The 19,012-nt window shown below is 73.2% G+C and carries 17 protein-coding genes; 1 reads left to right on the top strand and 16 read right to left on the bottom strand.

The window, feature by feature from the left end; all coding sequences use genetic code 11:
* Positions 1-39: 39 nt before the first annotated feature.
* The 12 genes from AC4BGE_RS18745 to carA all read right to left on the bottom strand — a co-directional run bounded on the left by AC4BGE_RS18745 (position 40) and on the right by carA (position 14,161).
* On the bottom strand, positions 40-2,106 hold the full coding sequence (locus tag AC4BGE_RS18745; protein WP_490576269.1) for a primosomal protein N': 2,067 nt from the start codon (positions 2,104-2,106) through the stop codon (positions 40-42).
* A gap of 61 nt (positions 2,107-2,167) precedes the next feature.
* Positions 2,168-3,361 carry a methionine adenosyltransferase gene (metK, locus tag AC4BGE_RS18750; protein ID WP_490576270.1) on the bottom strand — a complete coding sequence of 398 codons (1,194 nt, stop codon included), beginning with the start codon at positions 3,359-3,361 and terminating at the stop codon, positions 2,168-2,170.
* A gap of 66 nt (positions 3,362-3,427) precedes the next feature.
* A complete protein-coding gene (gene coaBC / locus AC4BGE_RS18755) occupies positions 3,428-4,690 on the bottom strand; it encodes a bifunctional phosphopantothenoylcysteine decarboxylase/phosphopantothenate--cysteine ligase CoaBC (RefSeq protein ID WP_490570168.1) in 1,263 nt (420 codons plus the stop codon).
* A 9-nt stretch (positions 4,691-4,699) separates the two neighbouring features.
* A complete protein-coding gene (rpoZ, locus tag AC4BGE_RS18760) occupies positions 4,700-5,029 on the bottom strand; it encodes a DNA-directed RNA polymerase subunit omega (RefSeq protein WP_490570167.1) in 330 nt (109 codons plus the stop codon).
* A gap of 33 nt (positions 5,030-5,062) precedes the next feature.
* Positions 5,063-5,677, bottom strand: coding sequence for a guanylate kinase (gmk, locus tag AC4BGE_RS18765; protein WP_490576271.1), 615 nt, complete (start codon positions 5,675-5,677; stop codon positions 5,063-5,065).
* Positions 5,674-5,994, bottom strand: a complete 321-nt coding sequence (gene mihF, locus AC4BGE_RS18770) for an integration host factor, actinobacterial type (RefSeq protein WP_490570165.1) — start codon at positions 5,992-5,994, stop codon at positions 5,674-5,676. Before mihF ends, gmk begins: the two co-directional genes overlap by 4 nt.
* Before the next feature lie 185 nt (positions 5,995-6,179).
* The gene (gene pyrF, locus AC4BGE_RS18775) at positions 6,180-7,007 is read right to left on the bottom strand and encodes an orotidine-5'-phosphate decarboxylase (protein ID WP_490576272.1); all 828 of its coding nucleotides are present in this window, start codon (positions 7,005-7,007) and stop codon (positions 6,180-6,182) included.
* 19 nt (positions 7,008-7,026) lie between these two features.
* A complete protein-coding gene (locus tag AC4BGE_RS18780; RefSeq protein ID WP_490576273.1) occupies positions 7,027-7,845 on the bottom strand; it encodes a tRNA-dihydrouridine synthase in 819 nt (272 codons plus the stop codon).
* Positions 7,842-8,660, bottom strand: coding sequence for an iron-sulfur cluster-binding protein (locus tag AC4BGE_RS18785; protein ID WP_490576274.1), 819 nt, complete (start codon positions 8,658-8,660; stop codon positions 7,842-7,844). The genes AC4BGE_RS18780 and AC4BGE_RS18785 overlap by 4 nt, the downstream gene beginning before the upstream one ends.
* A 4-nt stretch (positions 8,661-8,664) precedes the next feature.
* Positions 8,665-9,756: a quinone-dependent dihydroorotate dehydrogenase gene (locus tag AC4BGE_RS18790; RefSeq protein ID WP_490576275.1), complete on the bottom strand. Its 1,092-nt coding sequence runs from the start codon at positions 9,754-9,756 to the stop codon at positions 8,665-8,667.
* Entirely contained in the window at positions 9,729-13,034 is a 3,306-nt protein-coding gene (gene carB / locus AC4BGE_RS18795) for a carbamoyl-phosphate synthase large subunit (protein WP_490576276.1), read from the bottom strand. Before carB ends, AC4BGE_RS18790 begins: the two co-directional genes overlap by 28 nt.
* Positions 13,034-14,161 (bottom strand): glutamine-hydrolyzing carbamoyl-phosphate synthase small subunit, encoded by a 1,128-nt coding sequence (gene carA, locus AC4BGE_RS18800; protein WP_490570159.1) that lies wholly within the window; start codon positions 14,159-14,161, stop codon positions 13,034-13,036. Before carA ends, carB begins: the two co-directional genes overlap by 1 nt.
* 397 nt (positions 14,162-14,558) lie before the next feature.
* Between carA and AC4BGE_RS18805 the strand changes: the two genes are divergently transcribed.
* Positions 14,559-15,428, top strand: a complete 870-nt coding sequence (locus AC4BGE_RS18805; protein WP_490576277.1) for a hypothetical protein — start codon at positions 14,559-14,561, stop codon at positions 15,426-15,428.
* A 10-nt stretch (positions 15,429-15,438) separates the two neighbouring features.
* Here the strand turns inward: AC4BGE_RS18805 and AC4BGE_RS18810 are convergent, their stop codons facing one another.
* From AC4BGE_RS18810 to AC4BGE_RS18825, 4 genes are all read right to left on the bottom strand, one after another.
* On the bottom strand, positions 15,439-16,716 hold the full coding sequence (locus AC4BGE_RS18810; protein ID WP_490576278.1) for a dihydroorotase: 1,278 nt from the start codon (positions 16,714-16,716) through the stop codon (positions 15,439-15,441).
* On the bottom strand, positions 16,716-17,642 hold the full coding sequence (locus tag AC4BGE_RS18815) for an aspartate carbamoyltransferase catalytic subunit (protein ID WP_490576279.1): 927 nt from the start codon (positions 17,640-17,642) through the stop codon (positions 16,716-16,718). The genes AC4BGE_RS18810 and AC4BGE_RS18815 overlap by 1 nt, the downstream gene beginning before the upstream one ends.
* Positions 17,639-18,178, bottom strand: coding sequence for a bifunctional pyr operon transcriptional regulator/uracil phosphoribosyltransferase PyrR (gene pyrR / locus AC4BGE_RS18820; protein ID WP_490570155.1), 540 nt, complete (start codon positions 18,176-18,178; stop codon positions 17,639-17,641). The genes AC4BGE_RS18815 and pyrR overlap by 4 nt, the downstream gene beginning before the upstream one ends.
* Positions 18,179-18,558: 380 nt before the next feature.
* A complete protein-coding gene (locus AC4BGE_RS18825; protein WP_490576280.1) occupies positions 18,559-18,810 on the bottom strand; it encodes a hypothetical protein in 252 nt (83 codons plus the stop codon).
* Between the last annotated feature and the right edge of the window lie 202 nt (positions 18,811-19,012).

Genomic DNA, 19,012 nt, shown 5'->3' on the forward strand with positions numbered 1-19,012 from the left:
AGCGGGAGGAGCCCTGGGCGTCGGCGCCCCGGGACGCGCTCAGAGCTCGTGCGGGTCGACCTGGACGCGCACCGCCTGGAGCTTGCGGGCCGAGCGCACCCGCTGAAGCTCACCCAGCGCCTCGGAGAGCTCAGCCCCGAGAGCCCGCGGCACGCGCACCACGAGCCGGACCTCGGTCGACGCCGCGGCCCGCTCGGCGCCCGGAGAGGCGCCCACGGGGGCCGGCACCGGCGCCGGCCCCAGCACCTCGGCCACCTCCGGGAGCGACAGCAGGGTGAGGGCGTCGTCCACCGCCCCGGGCTCGCCGGTGATCGTGGCGAGCCGGACGACGGGCGGCAGGTGGGCCTGGGCCCGGGTCTCCAGCTCACGGTCGGCGAAACCGGCCGGATCCCAGCGCACGAGCGCCTGGAGGGCGGGGTGGGCGGGGTCGCCCACGGCCATCACGTGGCCGCCCGGGCGGACCAGGCCGGCGGCCGCCATCCAGCGGCGCAGCGCCTCCTCGTCGGTGCGCAGGTCGGTGCGGCCCAGCGGCATCCAGGTGTCCAGGAGCAGCACCCCGGCGTAGCCGTCGGCGGCCGGCGGCTCCGCACCCGGGGTGGCGACCACGACCTCGGGACGTGAGCCGACGCCCGCCAGCACCCGGTCTCCCCCGGAGCTGCGGATCGTCGCGCCGGGCAGGCTGCGCCCGAGCTCCTCGGCCGTGCGGTCGCGACCGACGACCGGTGCCCGCAGCCCACGGTGACCGCACTCGCCGCAGGACCAGCGCTCCTCCCGCCGCGCGCACCAGCGGCAGCGCGGGGCCTGGGTGCTGCCCGCCAGCTCCAGCGGCCCCCGGCACGCCGCGCACCGGGCCGGGGTCCGGCACCGCTCGCAGGCCAGCGACGGCGCCCAGCCGGCGCGAGGCACCTGGACCAGGACGGGCCCCGAAGCCAGGGCGCGCCGCAGCATCGCCTGCGCGACGCCGGGGATCCGGGCGGGCACTCCCCGCTCCTCGGCCGGCACCACGTCGACCCGGGCCGCGGCGCGGACCGTCTCCCGGGCCGGGACCAGCGGCCGCGCCCAGCCGGTGCGCAGCAGGTACTCGGCCTCGCAGGTGCGGGCGAACCCGCCGACCAGCGCCCCGGCGCCCTCCAGCTCGGCCCTGGTCAGCAGCACCTCGCGGGTGTGCGGGTAGGGGGCGCGCGGCTCGGCGTGGAGGTCGTCGCCGTCGTCCCAGATGACGACGAGGCCGAGGTCGCGCACCGGCGCGAAGGCGGCGGAGCGGGTGCCCACCACGACCCGGCGCTCGCCCCTGGCCACCGACAGGAACGCCGCGTAGCGGCGCGCCGGCCCCCCGTCGGCGGTGAGGACCGCATGCCGGCCCTCCCCCAGCGCAGCGGTGAGCGCGTCGGAGACCCGGGCCACGTCGCGGTGGTCGGGGACGCAGACCAGCACCCCACGCCCGGCCGACAGGGTCACCGCGGCGGCCTCGGCCACCAACCGTGGCCACGCGGTGCCGGGCGCGGCCTGCCACACGACACGAGGCGCCTTCGCCTGGGCCAGGGCCTCCAGGACGTGCCGATGCCCGTGACCCTGCCCCGACCACGCCTCGAGGGCGCGCGGGAGGTCCAGCGGGGGCGGCGGCGACGGTGGGGACGACGGGGCCTTCTCGGTGGTGGCGTGCCGAGGAGGCACGGCGAGGCGCAGCACGTCGGCCCGGGCGCCCGCATAGCGGTGGGCGAGGCGGGCGGTGAGCTCGGCCACCTCACGGCTGAGCACCGGCTCCGCGCTCACCACCCGGCGCAGCGGGGCGAGCCGGCCGGGATGCTCGCTGGAGGCGGCCCGCTCGACCACGAAGCCGTCGACGTCCTGACCGGCGAACCGCACCTTGACCCGGGCGCCCGGCACCGCGGTCTCGGCCATCGCCACCGGGACCGAGTAGTCGAAGGGCCGGTCGAGATGGGCGAGCGGGACGTCGACGAGGACCTTGGCCACCGGGTCGACCTCGGCCGGCGCGGCCTCCGCGGCCCGGCGCCGCCCGTCGGCCCGGGTGCGGGCGCGCGCCTCGGCCACGGACGCACGGAGGCCGGGCAGCATCTCCGGCTGCCCGGCCTCGCGCTCGCTCATGAGCGAATGTCTATCAGGCACCACCCACGGTCCCGGTCGCCCGGGCGTGGGGGCTGTCGCCTCAGAGACCGACCGCCGCCCGCAGGGCGTCGGCGCGGTCGGTGATCTCCCAGGTGAAGCCGGGGAGCTCGCGACCGAAGTGCCCGTAGGCGGCGGTCTGCGCGTACTTCGGCTTGAGCAGGTCCAGGTCGCGGATGATGGCGGCGGGCCGCAGGTCGAAGACCTCGAGCACGGCCTGCTGGATCCTCTCGTCGTCCACGACACCGGTGCCGAAGGTCTCGATGAAGACCCCGACCGGGGCCGCCTTGCCGATCGCGTAGGCGACCTGCGCCTCGCAGCGACGCGCCAGGCCGGCCGCGACGACGTTCTTGGCCACCCACCGCATGGCGTAGGCGGCCGAGCGGTCCACCTTGGAGGGGTCCTTGCCGGAGAAGGCTCCTCCGCCGTGGCGGGCCATCCCCCCGTAGGTGTCGATGATGATCTTGCGCCCGGTCAGCCCGGCGTCACCCATCGGCCCGCCGATGACGAACCGGCCGGTGGGGTTGACCAGCATCCGGTAGCCCTCGGACGGGATGTCGAAGCCCGCGAGGACGGGGTCGATGACGTGCTGCTGGATCTCGCGCTCCAGCTTGCTGAGGTCGGTGTCCTCCGAGTGCTGGGTGGAGAGCACCACCGTGTCGACCCGCACCGGGCGGTTGTCGACGTCGTACTCGATGGTGACCTGGGTCTTGCCGTCGGGACGCAGGTGCGGGAGCGTCCCGTCCTTGCGCACCGTGGAGAGACGCTCGGCGAGCCGCTGCGCGATGGTGATGGGCAGCGGCATCAGCTCGGGGGTGTCGTCGCAGGCGTAGCCGAACATCAGCCCCTGGTCCCCGGCGCCCTGACGGTCCAGCTCGTCGGTCGACTGGTCGTGGCGCTCCTCGTAGGCGTCGTCGACGCCCTGGGCGATGTCGGGCGACTGCGAGCCGATCGCCACCTGGACCCCGCAGGAGCGGCCGTCGAACCCCTTGTCGGAGCTGTCGTAGCCGATCGCCAGCACCCGGTCGCGGACCAGCTGGGCGACGGGAGCGTAGGCCTTGGTGGTGACCTCCCCGGCGACCACGACGAGACCGGTGGTCAGCAGCGTCTCGACGGCGACCCGGCTCTCCGGGTCGTGCTCGAGCAGGTAGTCGAGCACCGAGTCGCTGATCTGGTCAGCGATCTTGTCCGGATGACCCTCGGTCACCGACTCGGACGTGAAAAGTCGTCCAGCCACGAAGTCACTCTCCCTTGAGGTTGATGCGGCAACACTAGAGGCGGCCCAGCATGCAAGACGGCTGTCTCACACGGTGAATCGCCGGACGACCTCGTCCCAGATCGCATGGGCCACGTCGGTCTTGGAGGAGCGCTCCACCGGTCGCGCGGAGCCGTCGGACCCGAGGATCACGACCTCGTTCTCGGCGCTCCCGAAGACCGACCCCCCGCTGACGTCGTTGACCACCAGCAGGTCGCAGCCCTTGCGGGCCAGCTTGGCCCGGCCGAGGTCCAGCACCGAACCCGTGCTGTCGCCGGTCTCGGCGGCGAAGCCGACGACCACCGACTCGGGCCGGGCGCGCCGGGTCGCGAGCTCGTGGAGGATGTCGGGGTTCTGCTCCAGCACGAGCTGGAGCGAGGAGCCGTCGGCGGCCTTCTTGATCTTCTGGCTGGTGCGGCTCGCCGGCCGGAAGTCGGCCGGGGCCGCGGCCATCACCAGCACGTCGGCGGACTTGCTCTCCTCGAGCATCGCCGTTCGCAGCTCCTCGGTGCTGGACACGTGCACCACGCGGGCGCCGGCCGGATCGGCCAGCGCCACGTTGGCGCTGACCAGCGTCACCTCGGCCCCGCGGGCCAGGGCCGCGCGCGCGAGCGCGTAGCCCTGCAGACCCGAGGAGCTGTTGCCCAGGAACCGGACCGGGTCGAGGTGCTCGCGGGTCCCGCCGGCGGAGACCACCACCCGCCGCCCGGCCAGGTCCGGGGCCAGGTCGGGGCGGGCCAGCACCTGGGTGGCCACCTCGAAGATCTCCGCCGGATCCGGCAGCCGGCCCTTGCCGGTGTCCCGGCCGGTCAGCCGGCCCTCGGCCGGCTCCAGCACCAGGGCGCCGCGCGAGCGCAGGGTGGCCACGTTGGCCTGCGTGGCGGGGTGCTCCCACATCTCGGTGTGCATGGCGGGCGCGAAGACCACCGGGCACCGCGCGGTGAGCAGGGTGTTGGTGAGCAGGTCGTCGGCGAGCCCGTGGGCGGCGCGGGCGAGCACGTCGGCGGTGGCCGGGGCCACCACCACCAGGTCGGCCTGCTGGCCCAGACGCACGTGCGGCACCTCGTGGACCCGGGTCCACACGTCGGCGGCGACCGGCTTCCCGGAGAGCGCCGCCCAGGTGGGGGCGCCCACGAACTCCAGCGCCGCCCTGGTCGGCACCACCGTCACGTCGTGACCGGTCTCGCTCAGCCGGCGCAGCAGCTCGCACGCCTTGTAGGCGGCGATGCCGCCGCTGACCCCGAGCACGACACGAGGCCGCGCCCGCGTGAGCGGGGCGGCGTCGTCGGCCGGGTCGGCCTGGTCAGTCACCGGGACGGGTCAGGCGGTGGGGGTGCCGGTGTCGGCCTGGGCGGCGGCCTGAGCCGCCTCCTGCGCCGCGAGCTCGGCCGGGTCGACGTGCTCGCAGGTGAGCAGGTCCTCGTTGATCTCGCGCAGGGCGATCGAGAGCGGCTTCTCCTGCACGTGGGTGTCGACGAGGGGGCCGACGTACTCCAGGAGACCCTCGCCCAGCTGGGAGTAGTAGGCGTTGATCTGCCGGGCGCGCTTGGCGCTGTAGAGCACCAGCTGGTACTTGCTGTCGGTCTTGGTGAGCAGGTCGTCGATCGAGGGGTTGGTCACGCCCTCGGCGGCGATGTGGGGGGCAGACACGCGTGAGCCTCACAAAGGAAGTCGGAGAAAAGATCAGGACTCGGGACCGAGCCCCATCAACGTTACCAACTCCTCCACCGCCTCGTGAACTTCCCGGTTGACGATGGTGACGTCGAACTCACTCTCGGCGGCCAGTTCCTCGCGTGCGGTGGTCAGCCTGCGCTCCCGTTCGGCCTCGGTCTCGGTGCCCCGACCGACCAGGCGACGCACCAGCTCGTCCCACGACGGGGGCTTGAGGAAGACGAAGAGCGCCTCGGGCATCGACCGGCGCACCTGGCGGGCACCCTGCAGGTCGATCTCCAGCATCGCGGGCCTCCCCGCGGCCAGCGCCTCGTCGACCGGTCCTCGCGGCGTCCCGTAGCGCGCCGTGCGGTGCACCGTGGCCCACTCCAGGAGCTCGTGGTCCTCGACCATCCGGTCGAACTCGGCGTCGGAGACGAAGTGGTAGTGCACACCGTCGATCTCGCCGGGGCGCGGCGCCCGGGTCGTCGCGGAGACCGAGATCCACACCTCCGGGTGGAACTCGCGGACGGCGGCGGCCACCGTCCCCTTGCCGACGGCGGTGGGACCGGCCAGCACCACCAGGCGGGAACGGCGCACCCCCGAGGAGCCGGCCTCGTCGGTGGCCACCTGCATGGACGCGCTCATTCCTCGGTGGCGAACTCGCGCTCGAGGGCCGCCACCTGCTTGGTGCCGAGGCCTCGCACACGACGGCTCTCGGCGATGCCCAGCCGCTCCATCAGCTGACGGGCCCGCACCTTGCCCAGTCCCGGCATCGCCTGGAGCAGGTCGACGACGCGCATCTTGCCGACGACCTCGTTCTCCTGCCCCTCACGGATGACCTCGATGATCGAGGCACCCGAGTTCTTGAGGCGGTTCTTCACCTCGGCCCGCTCCCTACGGGAGGCGGCGGCCTTGTCGAGCGCCGCCTGGCGCTGTTCGGGGGTGAGCGGGGGCAGGGCCACGTGTCGGTCCTCGTCGTCGTAGGGAAGTCGGGCGGAGTCGCGGGAGCGGTCCTCAGGCGTGGCCGCGGTGGTGGGACCGCGGGCGCACCGATCACGTCAATCTAGCCACGTCGCCGCCGGGGCGGCAATCGCAGGGGTCGGGGAGGGGCCCGTCGACGTGCGACAACCCACACCCCGGGGGCGGCTCACCCGCCCAGGGCCGCGACGTCGTCGTTGCCGCGTCGCGCCGCGTCACGCAGTCGCACCGGGTCGGGGCCCGCACCCAGGACGCCGCGCGAGGTGCTGGGGAGCACCCGGGGGGCCGCGGCGCCGAAGATCCGCCGCAGGTCCGCGACCGTCCCGCCCTGGACCCCGAAGCCGGGCGCCAGCAGCGGTCCGTTGATGTCCAGGGACTCCGCCGGGCGGTCCAGGGTGGCCCCCACCACGGCTCCGAAGTCGCCGAGCGGGGTGACGTCGCGGTTGAGCTCCCGCAGGTGCTCGAGCACGCCCCCGGCCACGGTCGTGTCCCCGGCCCGCGCCTGCTGCACCTCGGCCCCCTCCTTGTTGGAGGTCAGGGCCAGCACGAAGAGGCCGGCCCCGTGCCGGCGGGCCGTCTGCACCATCGGCTCCAGCGAGCCGAACCCCAGGAAGGGGCTGGCGGTGATGGCGTCCGCCGCCAGCGGCGAGGCGGGGTCGAGGTAGGCGTCGGCGTAGGCCTGGCTGGTGGAGCCGATGTCTCCGCGCTTCACGTCCAGCAGCACCAGCGCGCCGGCCTCGCGGGACTCCCGGAGGACCCGCTCGAGGACGGCGACGCCGCGGCTGCCGAAGCGCTCGAAGAACGCGCTCTGCGGCTTGACCACCGACACCACCGGGGCGAGGGCCTCCACCGCGGTGAGGGCGAACCGCTCGAGCCCCGCGACGTCGTCGGACAGGCCCCAGTCGGCCATCAGGCCGGCGTGCGGGTCGATCCCGACGCAGAGGCGCCCTCGGGCCCGTACGGCCTCGTGCAGGCGGCTGCCGAACGGCTCGGTCATGGTCTCTCCTCCGTCGTGGTCATGCGGTCTCGTGCAGGTCGGCCAGGGTGCGTGCCAGGCAGGTGGGGTCGTGCAGCAGCGCGGTGCCGACCTGCACGGCAACGGCGCCGGCGGACCGGAAACGGCGCACGTCGTCGGCGTCACTGATCCCGCCCACCCCGATCACCGGCACGTCGGGCAGCGCCGCGCTCACCTCGCGGACGCAGCGCAGGGCCACGGGGCGCACGGCCGGCCCACCCAGACCCCCCGGCCGGCCGTCCTGGAGGGCCGCGGGCAGCGAGTTGCCCAGCACCACCGCGGTGGCTCCGGCCTCGGCGACGGCGCGGCTCGTCTCCACCACCCGGGAGACGTCGGTGCGCAGCTTGGCCAGCACCGGGAGGTCACGCGGCACCTCCCGGCGCACGGCGCTGACGACGGAGCCGGCGTGGAAGGGCTCGCGGGCGTCGAAGAGACCGGTGCCGGCCGGGTCGGGCACCGAGATGTTGATCTCCACCCCCGCGAGTCCCGGTGCCTTCGCCGCCCGCCGCGCCAGCTCGGCGTACTCCCCCAGCGACGAGCCCACCAGCGACACGTAGACCCGCACCCCGGCGCGGACCAGCCAGGGCAGCTCCTCGGCCAGGAACCTGGACATGCCCGGGTTGCGGGTCCCGAGGAGGTGCACGAGACCGCTGGGCGTCTCCTCCAGCAGCGGGCCGGGCCCGCCGTCGCGGGCGTCGAGGGTGAGGCTGCGGGTGACGAAGGCGAGGCCGTCGAGCTCGACGTACGGCGCCAGCTCGCGGCCGGTCCCCCCGCACCCCGCCGCGACCATCACCGGCGCGCCCAGCCGAAGCCGGCTCACCTTCCTCCTCCGTGGGTCTCGAGACGGTCCCAGCAGACGCGGTCGGCGCGCATCGCGGGCCCGTCGACGCAGGCCCGGGCCCAGTGCGTCTCCCCCGCCGCGTCCTGCACCGCCACCTGGCAGGAGCCGCACAGCCCGGTGGCGCAGGGCATCGGCGGGGTCAGGGCCACCTGCGCGGAGATCTGCCGGTCCGCGGCGACCTCGGCCACCGCCCGGAGCAGCAGGGGGCTGCCGGAGGCGTAGACGACGCCCGCGTCGGTGCCGGCCAGCACCTCGCGCACCACCGACTCCGGTCGGCCCCTGGTCCCGACGGACCCGTCGGCCGTCACCACCGTCACCGACCTGGCCAGCCGCCGCGCCTCCAGGGCCGAGAGCAGGTGCGCCTCGTCCTGGGCGGCGACCAGCATGCTGACCGGGCACTCACGCTCGCGGAGCCGCTCGGCCAGGGTGAAGAGCGGCGCGGCAGCCACGCCCTCCCCGACGAGCAGGCAGGCCACCGGCTCGCGGGGCAGCGCGAAGGGCCGGCCCAGCGGCCCCGTCACCGGCACCCGCGAGCCCGGTCGCAGCAGCGAGAGCCAGGTGCCGCCGACTCCGTGCGGCTCGACCACCACGTCGAGGGTGGCGCCGTGGGTGCCGCTCTCACGCACCCGGTGGATCCACAGCTGGCGCCGGGCCAGCCGTCCCTCCCCCAGGGAGACCGCGACGAACATCCCGGGCCGGAAGCCCTGGGCCACGCCGGGGGCGGCGAGGGAGAGGACCCGGTGGGCTCCGGCACGCTTGTTGGCGAGCACCTCCGCGGTCACGTGCACCGGCACCGGGTCAGCCCTGCGCCAGGCCGCGGACCAGTCGTCGCGGCCACATCGGTCCCTCGTAGACGAAGGCCGTGTAGCCCTGCAGGAGCGTCGCGCCGGCCGCCAGCCGGGCGCGCGCGTCGTCGACGGTGGTGATCCCGCCGACCCCGATCAGGGTGAGCTCGGGGCCCACGCGCTCGCGCAGCAGCCGGGTCACCGCCAGGGCGCGCTCGCGCAACGGTGCCCCCGAGAGCCCGCCCGCCCCGATCTCCTCGACCTCGGCGGCCGGGGTGGTCAGGCCCTCGCGGGCGATGGTGGTGTTGGTGGCGATGATGCCGTCCAGCTCCACGGCGAGGGCGAGGTCCGCGACCGCCGCGACCGCCGCGACGTCCTCGTCGCTGAGGTCGGGTGCGATCTTGACCAGGAGCGGGACCCGTCGAGCGGTCACCACCTCGTCGGCGCGCCGGCGCACCGCCCGCAGCAGCGGCTCCAGCCGCTCCACGGCCTGCAGGTCGCGCAGGCCCGGGGTGTTGGGCGAGGAGACGTTGACGACCAGGTAGTCGGCGTAGGGCGCCAGCAGGCCGGCGCTCTTGCGGTAGTCGGTGATCGCCTCGTCCTCCGGCACCACCTTGGTCTTGCCGATGTTGACCCCGAGGACCACGCCCCCGGCGCCGGAGGTCTCGTTTCCCGCGAGCCGCGCGGCCCGGCGGGCGAGCCGCGCCGCGACCGCGGCGGCACCCTCGTTGTTGAAGCCCATCCGGTTGACGACCGCCCGGTCGGCGGGGAGCCGGAAGAGCCGGGGCCGGGGGTTGCCCGGCTGGGGCTCCCCGGTCACCGTGCCGATCTCCACGTGCCCGAACCCGAGCCCGGCCAGGGCGTCGATCCCCCGGCCGTCCTTGTCGAAGCCGGCCGCCAGGCCCAGCGCGTGGGGGAAGCGGATCCCCATCGCCTCCACGGCCCGCGAGTCGGGGACCCCTCGGGCCAGCACCCTCCCGGCCACCGGGCCGCCGGCCAGGATCGCCCGGAACGCCGCCTCGTGGGCGCGCTCCGGGTCGATCCTGGTCAGCACCCGGTCGAACAGCTGGTCGTACATCAGGGCCGCCCGGCGGCGGCGTTCCACTCCTGCAGGCTGCGCACCCCGATGTCTCCGCGGTGCAGCGCCTCGATCCCCTGCACGGCCGCCCCCAGCCCCTGCACCGTGGTGATGCAGGGGATGTTGGCCAGCACGGCGGCGGTGCGGATCTCGTAGCCGTCCGTACGCCCGGTCTTGCCGGTGGAGTACGGGGTGTTGATGACCAGGTCGATCTGCCCGTCGCGGATCATCTTGACCGTGGTGGGCTGACCCTCGGGGCCGTCGCCCTCGTGGTGCTTGCGCACGGTGGTGACCACGACGCCGTTGCGCCGCAGCACCTCGGCGGTGCCCTGGGTGGCGAGGATCTCGTAGCCCTTCTCGGCCAGCACCTTGATCGGGAAGATCATGTTGCGCTTGTCCCGGTTGGCGACCGAGACGAAGACCCGGCCCGAGAGCGGGAGCGAGCCGTAGGCCGCGGTCTGGGACTTGGCGAACGCCTTGCCGAAGTCGCTGTCGAAGCCCATCACCTCGCCCGTCGACTTCATCTCCGGGCCCAGCACCGTGTCGACGTGGGCGCCCTCGGCGGTGCGGAACCGGTTGAAGGGCAGGACCGCCTCCTTGACGGCGATGGGCGCGTCGGCCGGCAGCGTCCCGCCGTCCCCGGTGGCCGGCAGGACGCCGGCGGCCCGCAGGTCGGCGATCGACTCGCCCAGCATCACCCGGGCGGCGGCCTTGGCCAGTGGCGTCGCGGTCGCCTTGGAGACGAACGGGACCGTCCGCGAGGCCCGCGGGTTCGCCTCCAGCACGTAGAGCACGTCGGAGCTGAGGGCGAACTGGATGTTGAGCAGGCCGCGCACCCCGACGCCCCGGGCGATGGCCTCGGTGGCCCGCCGGATCCGCTTGATCTCGTAGGTGCCGAGGGTGATCGGGGGCAGGGCGCACGAGGAGTCGCCGGAGTGGATCCCGGCCTCCTCGATGTGCTCCATCACGCCGCCGAGGAAGAGCTCCTCACCGTCGAAGAGGGCGTCGACGTCGATCTCGACCGCGTCGTCGATGAAGCGGTCGACCAGCACCGGGTGCTCCGGGCTGATCTCGGTGGCCCGCTCGATGTAGCCGCGCAGGGAGGGGTCGTCGTAGACGATCTCCATGCCGCGGCCGCCCAGGACGTAGGAGGGCCGGACCAGGACCGGGTAGCCGATCCCCTCGGCGATCTCCTTGGCGTCCTCGTAGGAGGTCGCCATCCCGAAGCGCGGTGCCGGGAGCCCGGCGTCGGCCAGCACCTGACCGAACGCCCCGCGCTCCTCGGCGAGGTGGATCGCCTCGGGGGCGGTGCCGACGATCGGCACCCCCGCGTCGGCCAGCCCCTGGGCCAGGCCCAGCGGGGTCTGGCCGCCGAGCTGGCAGACGACGCCGACCACGGGGCCGGCCTGCTGCTCGGCGTGGACGATCTCCAGCACGTCCTCCAGGGTGAGCGGCTCGAAGTAGAGCCGGTCGGAGGTGTCGTAGTCGGTGGAGACGGTCTCGGGGTTGCAGTTGACCATCACGGTCTCGTAGCCGACCTCGCTGAGCGCGAGGGAGGCGTGCACGCAGGAGTAGTCGAACTCGATGCCCTGGCCGATCCGGTTGGGACCGGACCCGAGGATGATCACCGCCGGCCGCTCGCGCGGGGCGACCTCGGTCTCCTCGTCGTAGGAGGAGTAGTGGTACGGCGTGGCCGCCGCGAACTCCGCAGCGCAGGTGTCGACGGTCTTGTAGACGGGGCGCAGCCCGATCGCGTGCCGGACCGCCCGGACCTCCTCCTCGGTCATCTGGCGGATGCCGGCGACCTGGGCGTCGCTGAAGCCGTGCCGCTTGGCCAGCCGCAGCGTGGCCTCGTCGAGCTGGTCGGCGGCGCCGACCCGCTCGGCGACCTCGCGGAGCAGGAAGAGCTGGTCGACGAACCACGGGTCGATCCGGGTGTGCTCGAAGACCTGCTCGGGGGTGGCCCCGGCCAGGATGGCGTCCATCACGGTGCGCAGCCGCCCGTCGGTGGGCACCCGGGACTTCTCCAGCAGCGCCTCGACGTCGCCGGCGGGTGCGGCGAAGTCGAAGATCGCCTGCTTGCTCTCCAGGCTGCGCAGCGCCTTCTGGAGCGACTCGGTGAAGTTGCGGCCGATCGCCATCGCCTCGCCGACGCTCTTCATGTGCGTGGTCAGGGTCTGGTCGGCGCCGGGGAACTTCTCGAACGCGAACCGCGGCACCTTCACCACGACGTAGTCCAGCGTCGGCTCGAAGGCCGCCGGGGTGCTCTGCCCGTCAGGGCGGGTGGTGATGTCGTTGGGGATCTCGTCCAGGGTGTAGCCGATGGCCACCTTGGCCGCGATCTTGGCGATCGGGAAGCCGGTCGCCTTGGAGGCCAGCGCGCTGGAGCGCGAGACGCGGGGGTTCATCTCGATCACGATCAGCCGGCCGTCGGCCGGGTTGACGGCGTACTGGATGTTGCAGCCGCCGGTGTCGACGCCGACCGAGCGGATGATGCCGATCGCCATGTCGCGCATCTTCTGGTACTCGCGGTCGGTCAGCGTCAGCGCGGGCGCCACGGTGATCGAGTCGCCGGTGTGCACGCCCATCGGGTCGAGGTTCTCGATCGAGCAGATGATCACCACGTTGTCGGCCGTGTCGCGCATGACCTCGAGCTCGTACTCCTTCCAGCCGAGGATCGACTCCTCCAGGAGCACCTCGGTGGTCGGGGAGGCCGCCAGTCCGGCGCCGCCGATGCGGCGCAGGTCGGCCTCGTCGTAGGCGAAGCCGGAGCCGGTCCCGCCCATGGTGAAGGAGGGGCGGACCACCAGCGGGTAGCCGAGCTCGTCGGCGCCGGCCAGGAGGTCGTCGATCGTGTGGCAGACCACCGAGCGGGCGGACTCGCCGCCCAGCTCCTCGACGATCTTCTTGAACGTCTCGCGGTTCTCCCCGCGGTTGATCGCCTCGATGCTGGCGCCGATCAGCTCGACGTCGTACTTCTCCAGCACCCCGGCCGCGTCGAGCTGCATCGCGCAGTTGAGCGCGGTCTGCCCGCCGAGGGTGGCGAGCAAGGCGTCGGGGCGCTCCTTGGCGATCACCTTCTCCACGTACTCGGGGGTGATCGGCTCGATGTAGGTGGCGTCGGCGAACTCCGGGTCGGTCATGATCGTCGCCGGGTTGGAGTTGACCAGGACGACCCGCAGGCCCTCCTCCTTGAGCACCCGGCAGGCCTGGGTGCCGGAGTAGTCGAACTCGCAGGCCTGGCCGATGATGATGGGCCCGGAGCCGATCACCAGGACGGACTTGATGTCCTCGCGCTTGGGCATCAGGCCCTCGCCTCCATGAGGTCGCAGAAACGGTCGAAGAGGTAGGCCGCGTCGTGCGGGCCGGCCGCGGCCTCCGGGTGGTACTGGACGGAGAAGCTCTTGAGCGACCCGTCCGGGTCGCGGAGCTCGAGACCTTCCACCACGTCGTCGTTGAGGCACACGTGGGAGACGCTCGCCTCGCCGTAGGGGGTCGTGGTCGGGCCGGTGAGCGGAGCGTCGACGGCGAACCCGTGGTTGTGCGCGGTCACCTCGACCTTGCCGGTGGTGCGGTCCATCACGGGCTGGTTGATGCCCCGGTGGCCGTAGGTGAGCTTGTAGGTGTCGAAGCCGAGGGCCCGGCCGAAGAGCTGGTTGCCGAAGCAGATGCCGAAGTAGGGCAGCTCCTGGGCGAGGGCGCCCTGGAGGAGCTCGATCTGGTCGGTGGTGGCCGCCGGGTCGCCGGGGCCGTTGGAGAAGAAGAGGCCGTCGGGCGCGACGGCGTTGACCTCGGCCAGCGTGGCGGTCGCCGGGAGCACGTGCACCTCGATGCCGCGCTCGCTCATCATCCGCGGGGTGTTGGCCTTGATGCCGAGGTCGAGGGCGGCCACGGTGAACCGCTTCTCCCCCACCGCCGGCACCACGTAGGCCTCCGGCGTGGAGACGGCAGCGCTCAGGTTGGCGCCCGTCATCTCCCCGGTCTCGCGGACCCGGACGAGGAGCCGCTCGGGGTCGGTCTCGGTGGTGGAGATGCCCACCCGCATCGCACCGCGCTCACGGATGTGGCGGGTGAGTGCCCGCGTGTCGACACCGGAGATGCCGACCACTCCCTGCGCCCGGAGCTCGTCGTCGAGGGTGCGCACGCTGCGCCAGTTGGACGGGATGCGCGCCGGGTCGCGGACGACGTAGCCGGCGACCCAGATGCGGCGGGACTCCGGGTCCTCGTCGTTCATCCCGGTGTTGCCGACGTGGGGGGCCGTCATCACGACGACCTGCCGGTGGTAGCTGGGGTCGGTCAGCGTCTCCTGGTAGCCGGACATGCCGGTCGAGAAGACGATCTCACCGAAGGTCTCGCCCTCGGCACCGAGGGACTCACCGCGAAAGGTGCGCCCGTCCTCGAGGACCATGAGCGCAGGGGCAGGCAGAGCCATGCCGCACCTCCTTCTCCGCCTCACAGGACGGACCGTTAAAGGATGTTCGAACGTCCGGTGACCCTATCAGCGCAGGACCCGGGCCCCGTGACCGGCACCGCCACGTGGGCACCGTGTCGGTCGCCCGGCACCACGGGCCGCCCTGGTTTGATCGGGTGCCATGAGCCCACCCCCTCCCGGACGCACCGGGAGGCCGTGCCCGGCCGGGCGCGGGTCACCGGGACCACGACTCGTCCCGCTGATCGCCGGCGTGCTCGCCGGCCTGCTGCTGGTGGCCTGCCAGGGTGCGCCGCGGGCGCCGGCGGGCTCGGATGACGGTGCTGACGGTCGCGGTGACCGGGGTTCCGGCACAGGTGCCGCGGCGGGCGGCCGGTGCGCCGGGATCGACGTGACGCAGGTGAACGGGTCGTCTCCCGAGCCCGACCGTGCGCTGCGTGACTTCCCGGCGGGCTCGGCGGTCTGCGAGGCGTGGTGGATCCCGGCGATGGCCGGCAGCTTCGTCCCGCAGGGCCTCGAGGTGGACGGCCGCCTGGCCTACGTCTCCGGGTACCGTGTGGCGCCTCTCGGCCGGCGGGCGTGCCAGGTGGTGGTGATGGACCTGGCCGAAGGACGCCAGGTGGCGTGGTTGCGGCGGTTCGAGGCCCCCCTCTACGGGCCGGACCCGACGTACTGCCGGCACGGTGGAGGCAACGAGCTCACGGCCGACGGGCTGTGGATCGCCGGCGGCCAGGTCCTGTGGCTGCTGGACCCCGCCCGGATCCGCGCCGGCGCCCCTCCGGTGCTGCGCGCGTGGCGGCTGGAGGACGGGCTGATGGGCTCCACCCTGGCGATCCAGGGCGGCCGTCTGGTCATCGGGACCTACCGGGCGCAGGGCCGGGGCCGCTGGTTCGGCTACGACCTCGACGCCCTGCTGGCTCCCGGGGCCGGTGCGCCGGGCACGGGCCCGCCGGGCCCGGGTCGCACGTCACCCGTGGAGCGCGGCTGGGTCAGCCCGCGGCTCCAGGGACTGACCCTCACCCCGCGGGGACGCTGGCAGGCGAGCTCGCGGATCTCGTGCGGGCTGCTCGACGTCCCCGGCTCGAGCGCACCGGTGGACTTCGTCCCCGGAGCCGAGGACGTCGAGGTGCTCGGCCGGGACGTGTGGACCGTCAGCGAGGCGAGCGCGGCGCCGTACGTCGAGCTCGGCGACGACGGACTGGTCCCCGGACTCCTCCGGCTGGACCGCCGCGCCCTGGAGGCGGGCACCGCCTCCTGCGACTTCGGCTAGCCGCGGGCGATCACCCCGCCAGTGCCCCGTCGCGCACGGTCACCCGGCCTGCGTAGACCGTGTGCACCACCCGCGACGCCAGCTCCCGGCCGTGCCAGGGGTTGTTGCGCGACAGCGAGGCGGAGGAGTCGCGGTCGACCGTGACCACCGCAGCCGGGTCGACGAGGACGACGTGCCCGGGGGCGCCGGCCGCCAGCGGCCGGCCCTGCGACTCCAGGCCGGCGATCGCGGCGGGGTTGCTCGACATCACCCGCGCCACGTCGCCCCACGACAGCTCCGGCAGGGCGGTGCGGACCACGCCGAGAGCGGTCTCCAGGCCCAGCATCCCGAAGGCGGCGTCGACGAAGGCGTGCTCCTTGTCGTGGCGCGCGTGCGGGGCGTGGTCGGTGGCCACGGCGTCGATGGTGCCGTCGAGCAGGCCGGCCCGCAGCGCCTCCACGTCCTCCTGGGGGCGCAGGGGCGGGTTCACCTTGTAGGTCGGGTCGTAGCCGGTCAGCAGGTCGGTGGTCAGCAGCAGGTGGTGCGGGGTCACCTCCGCGGTGACGCCGATCCCCTGGGCCTTCGCCCAGCGGATCACCTCCACCGAGCCTGCGGTGGAGACGTGGGCGACGTGGACCCGTGACCCGGTGTGCCGGGCGAGCATGACGTCGCGGGCCACGATCACCTCCTCGGCGATGCCCGGCCAGCCGGGGAGCCCGAGCCGCCCCGAGAGCTCGCCCTCGTGGCAGCAGGCGGTTGGCCCGGCGAGCGTCGGGTCCTGGGAGTGCTGGGAGACCACGCCGCCGAAGGCCTTGACGTACTCCAGGGCGCGACGCATGACGCGGGCGTCGTGCACGCACTTCCCGTCGTCGGAGAAGACCCGGACCCGGGCCTTCGAACGGGCCATCAGGCCGAGCTCGGCCAGCTCCTCGCCCGCCAGCCCGCGGGTGACCGCGCCGACCGGCTGGACGTCGACGAGACCGGCCTCCCGGCCCAGCTCCCAGACCCGCAGGGCCGCCTCGGCGGTGTCGGTGACCGGCGAGGTGTTGGCCATGGCCAGCACCGCGGTGTAGCCGCCCAGTGCTGCGGCCTGCGAGCCGGTCAGGATGGTCTCGGCGTCCTCGCGGCCCGGCTCGCGCAGGTGGGTGTGGAGGTCGACCAGACCGGGCAGTGCCACCAGCCCGTCGGCGTCCAGCACCTCGTGGCCGGCGTGGTCGACGGTGCCGACCTCGGCGATCACCCCGTCGACGACGAGCAGGTCGGCCGGGGTCTCGCCGAGCAGCGAGGCCCCCTTGATCACGAGCGCCATCAGTCTTCCTCTCCGGCGAGCAGGTGGTAGAGCACGGACATCCGCACGGCCAGGCCGCTGGAGACCTGCTCCAGGACGACCGACTGAGCGGCGTCGGCGGCGTCGGCCGCGATCTCGAGCCCGCGGTTCATCGGGCCGGGGTGGCAGATGGGCACGTCGGGCCGCAGCAGCGCGAGCCGGTTGCGGGTGAGCCCGTAGCCGACCGTGTATTCGCGGGCGCTCGGGAAGAAGGCCCCCGACATCCGCTCGCGCTGGACCCGCAGCATCATCACCGCGTCGGCGGTGGGCAGCACGGCGTCCAGGTCGTAGGAGGTCTCGAAGCCGGCCGCGCGCGACCAGGCCTCGATGCCCGAGGGCATCAGGGTCGGCGGCGCCACGACCGTCACCCGGGCCCCGAGCTTGGTCAGGCACAGCACGTTGGAGCGGAAGACCCGGCTGTGGGTCAGGTCGCCGACCAGCACGACGTGGCGGCCCTCCAGGGAGCCCAGCCGGCGCTGCAGGGTGTAGGCGTCGAGCAGGGCCTGCGTGGGGTGCTCGTGCATGCCGTCCCCGGCGTTGACGACCACCGCGTCGACCCACTGGCTCACCTGGTGCGCGGCGCCGCTGGCCGGGTGCCTGATGACGAGGCCGTCGACCCCCATGGCGCAGACCGTCAGCACCGTGTCGCGCAGGCTCTCGCCCTTGGAGGCGCTGGAGCCCTTCCCGCTGATGTTGATGACGTCGGCGGAGAGCCACTTGCCCGCGATCTCGAAGGAGGAGCGGGTGCGGGTGGAGTCCTCGAAGAACATGTTGACGACCGTCCGGCCGCGCAGCGCGGGCAGCTTCTTGACCTCGCGGTGCTGCACGTCGTGCATCTCGGCCGCGGTCTCGAAGATCGCCTCGATCTGGTCGACGGAGACGTCCTCGATGGAGAGCAGGTGCTTCACGAGATGGTCACCTCGTCGGTCCCGTCGGTCTCGGCCAGTCGCACGCTGACCCGCTCGGAGCGAGCACTGGGCAGGTTCTTGCCGACGTGGTCGGCGCGGATCGGCAGCTCACGGTGCCCGCGGTCGACCAGTACGGCGAGCCGCACCGCGGCGGGTCGGCCGAGGTCGGCGAGCGCGTCGAGCGCCGCGCGGATGGTGCGACCGGAGAAGAGGACGTCATCGACGAGCACGACCACCTTGCCGTCGATGCCCCCGGCCGGCAGCTGCGTCTTGTGCGCACGCCGGGTCGGCTGGGAGCGGAGGTCGTCGCGGTACATCGTCACGTCGAGCTCGCCCACGGCGACCGGCGTGCCTTCGACGGCGGCGATGCCGTCGGCGATCCGGTGGGCCAGCGGCACACCGCGGGTGTGCAGCCCGAGCAGGATGAGATCGTTCGCGCCCTTGTTGCGCTCGAGGATCTCGTGGGAGATGCGGGTCATCGCCCGGGCGATGTCTCGCCCGTCGAGGACGGTGCGGCCTGGTGCGGGGGCAGGCATAGGTGGCCTGGACCTCCTTCTCCGCCTCACGGGACGGCTCGTTAAAGGAAATCTGAGCCTGGCTAGGAGCTTTACGCTCAAATCCAGGCGTGCTGAACCTACCTCATCCCTGCCCGTTGACCCTGTTGTCGGGCGTTCTGCTACCACTTTTGCTACCTCTTGCTACCACTTTTGCTACCTCTGCTGGGGTCAACGGCACGCCTGGGCGCCCGGGAACAGGGTCGTCCCGAGGGCGCCCTAGAAGGTGGCAGAAAGTGGTAGCAAAAGTGGTAGCAAGACGGCGTCCAACGGGCGTTGATCGGCGCTGCCCCATCTGACTGGGTGTGTCTCTAGTGGCGGGCGCAAGTCCGCATCTGGCGACATGAGGGCGCTGCGTGTCCTCACACAGGGTCGGTGAAGGCGATCGGCTTGCGGGCGGCTTGTGCGTGGGCGATCTCTCTTCGCGTCGACTCCCCGAGGTACCCGCCCGGGTTGACGATCAAGACCCGATCGGCCAGGTCGATCTTGTGCAGGTGGAGGGCGTCGAGGACGGCCTTCTGCTCGGGAGTAGGCGACTCGTCCCCCTCGCTGGGAGCGACCACGATGGCTCCGGAGAAGGTCAGCTCACGGTTCGCCTCCCGTATCTCGGCCACGAACCTCGAGGACCCACAGATGCAGACGATTTTCAGGACGATTAGCCACGAGTCGACTCTAGGGGCGCACTTCATCCGGCGGTGCGCACGTACCGATCTGCCGCGATCCACGCATCCGCTCATGGCACCCCTCTGTGTCAAGACGCAGCAGGGAGTGGGGTTCTAGGGTGTTGTCTGGCGGGTCCGGGAAGTGACTTGTCCG

This window comes from Nocardioides sp. Z50_6, assembly GCF_058215755.1.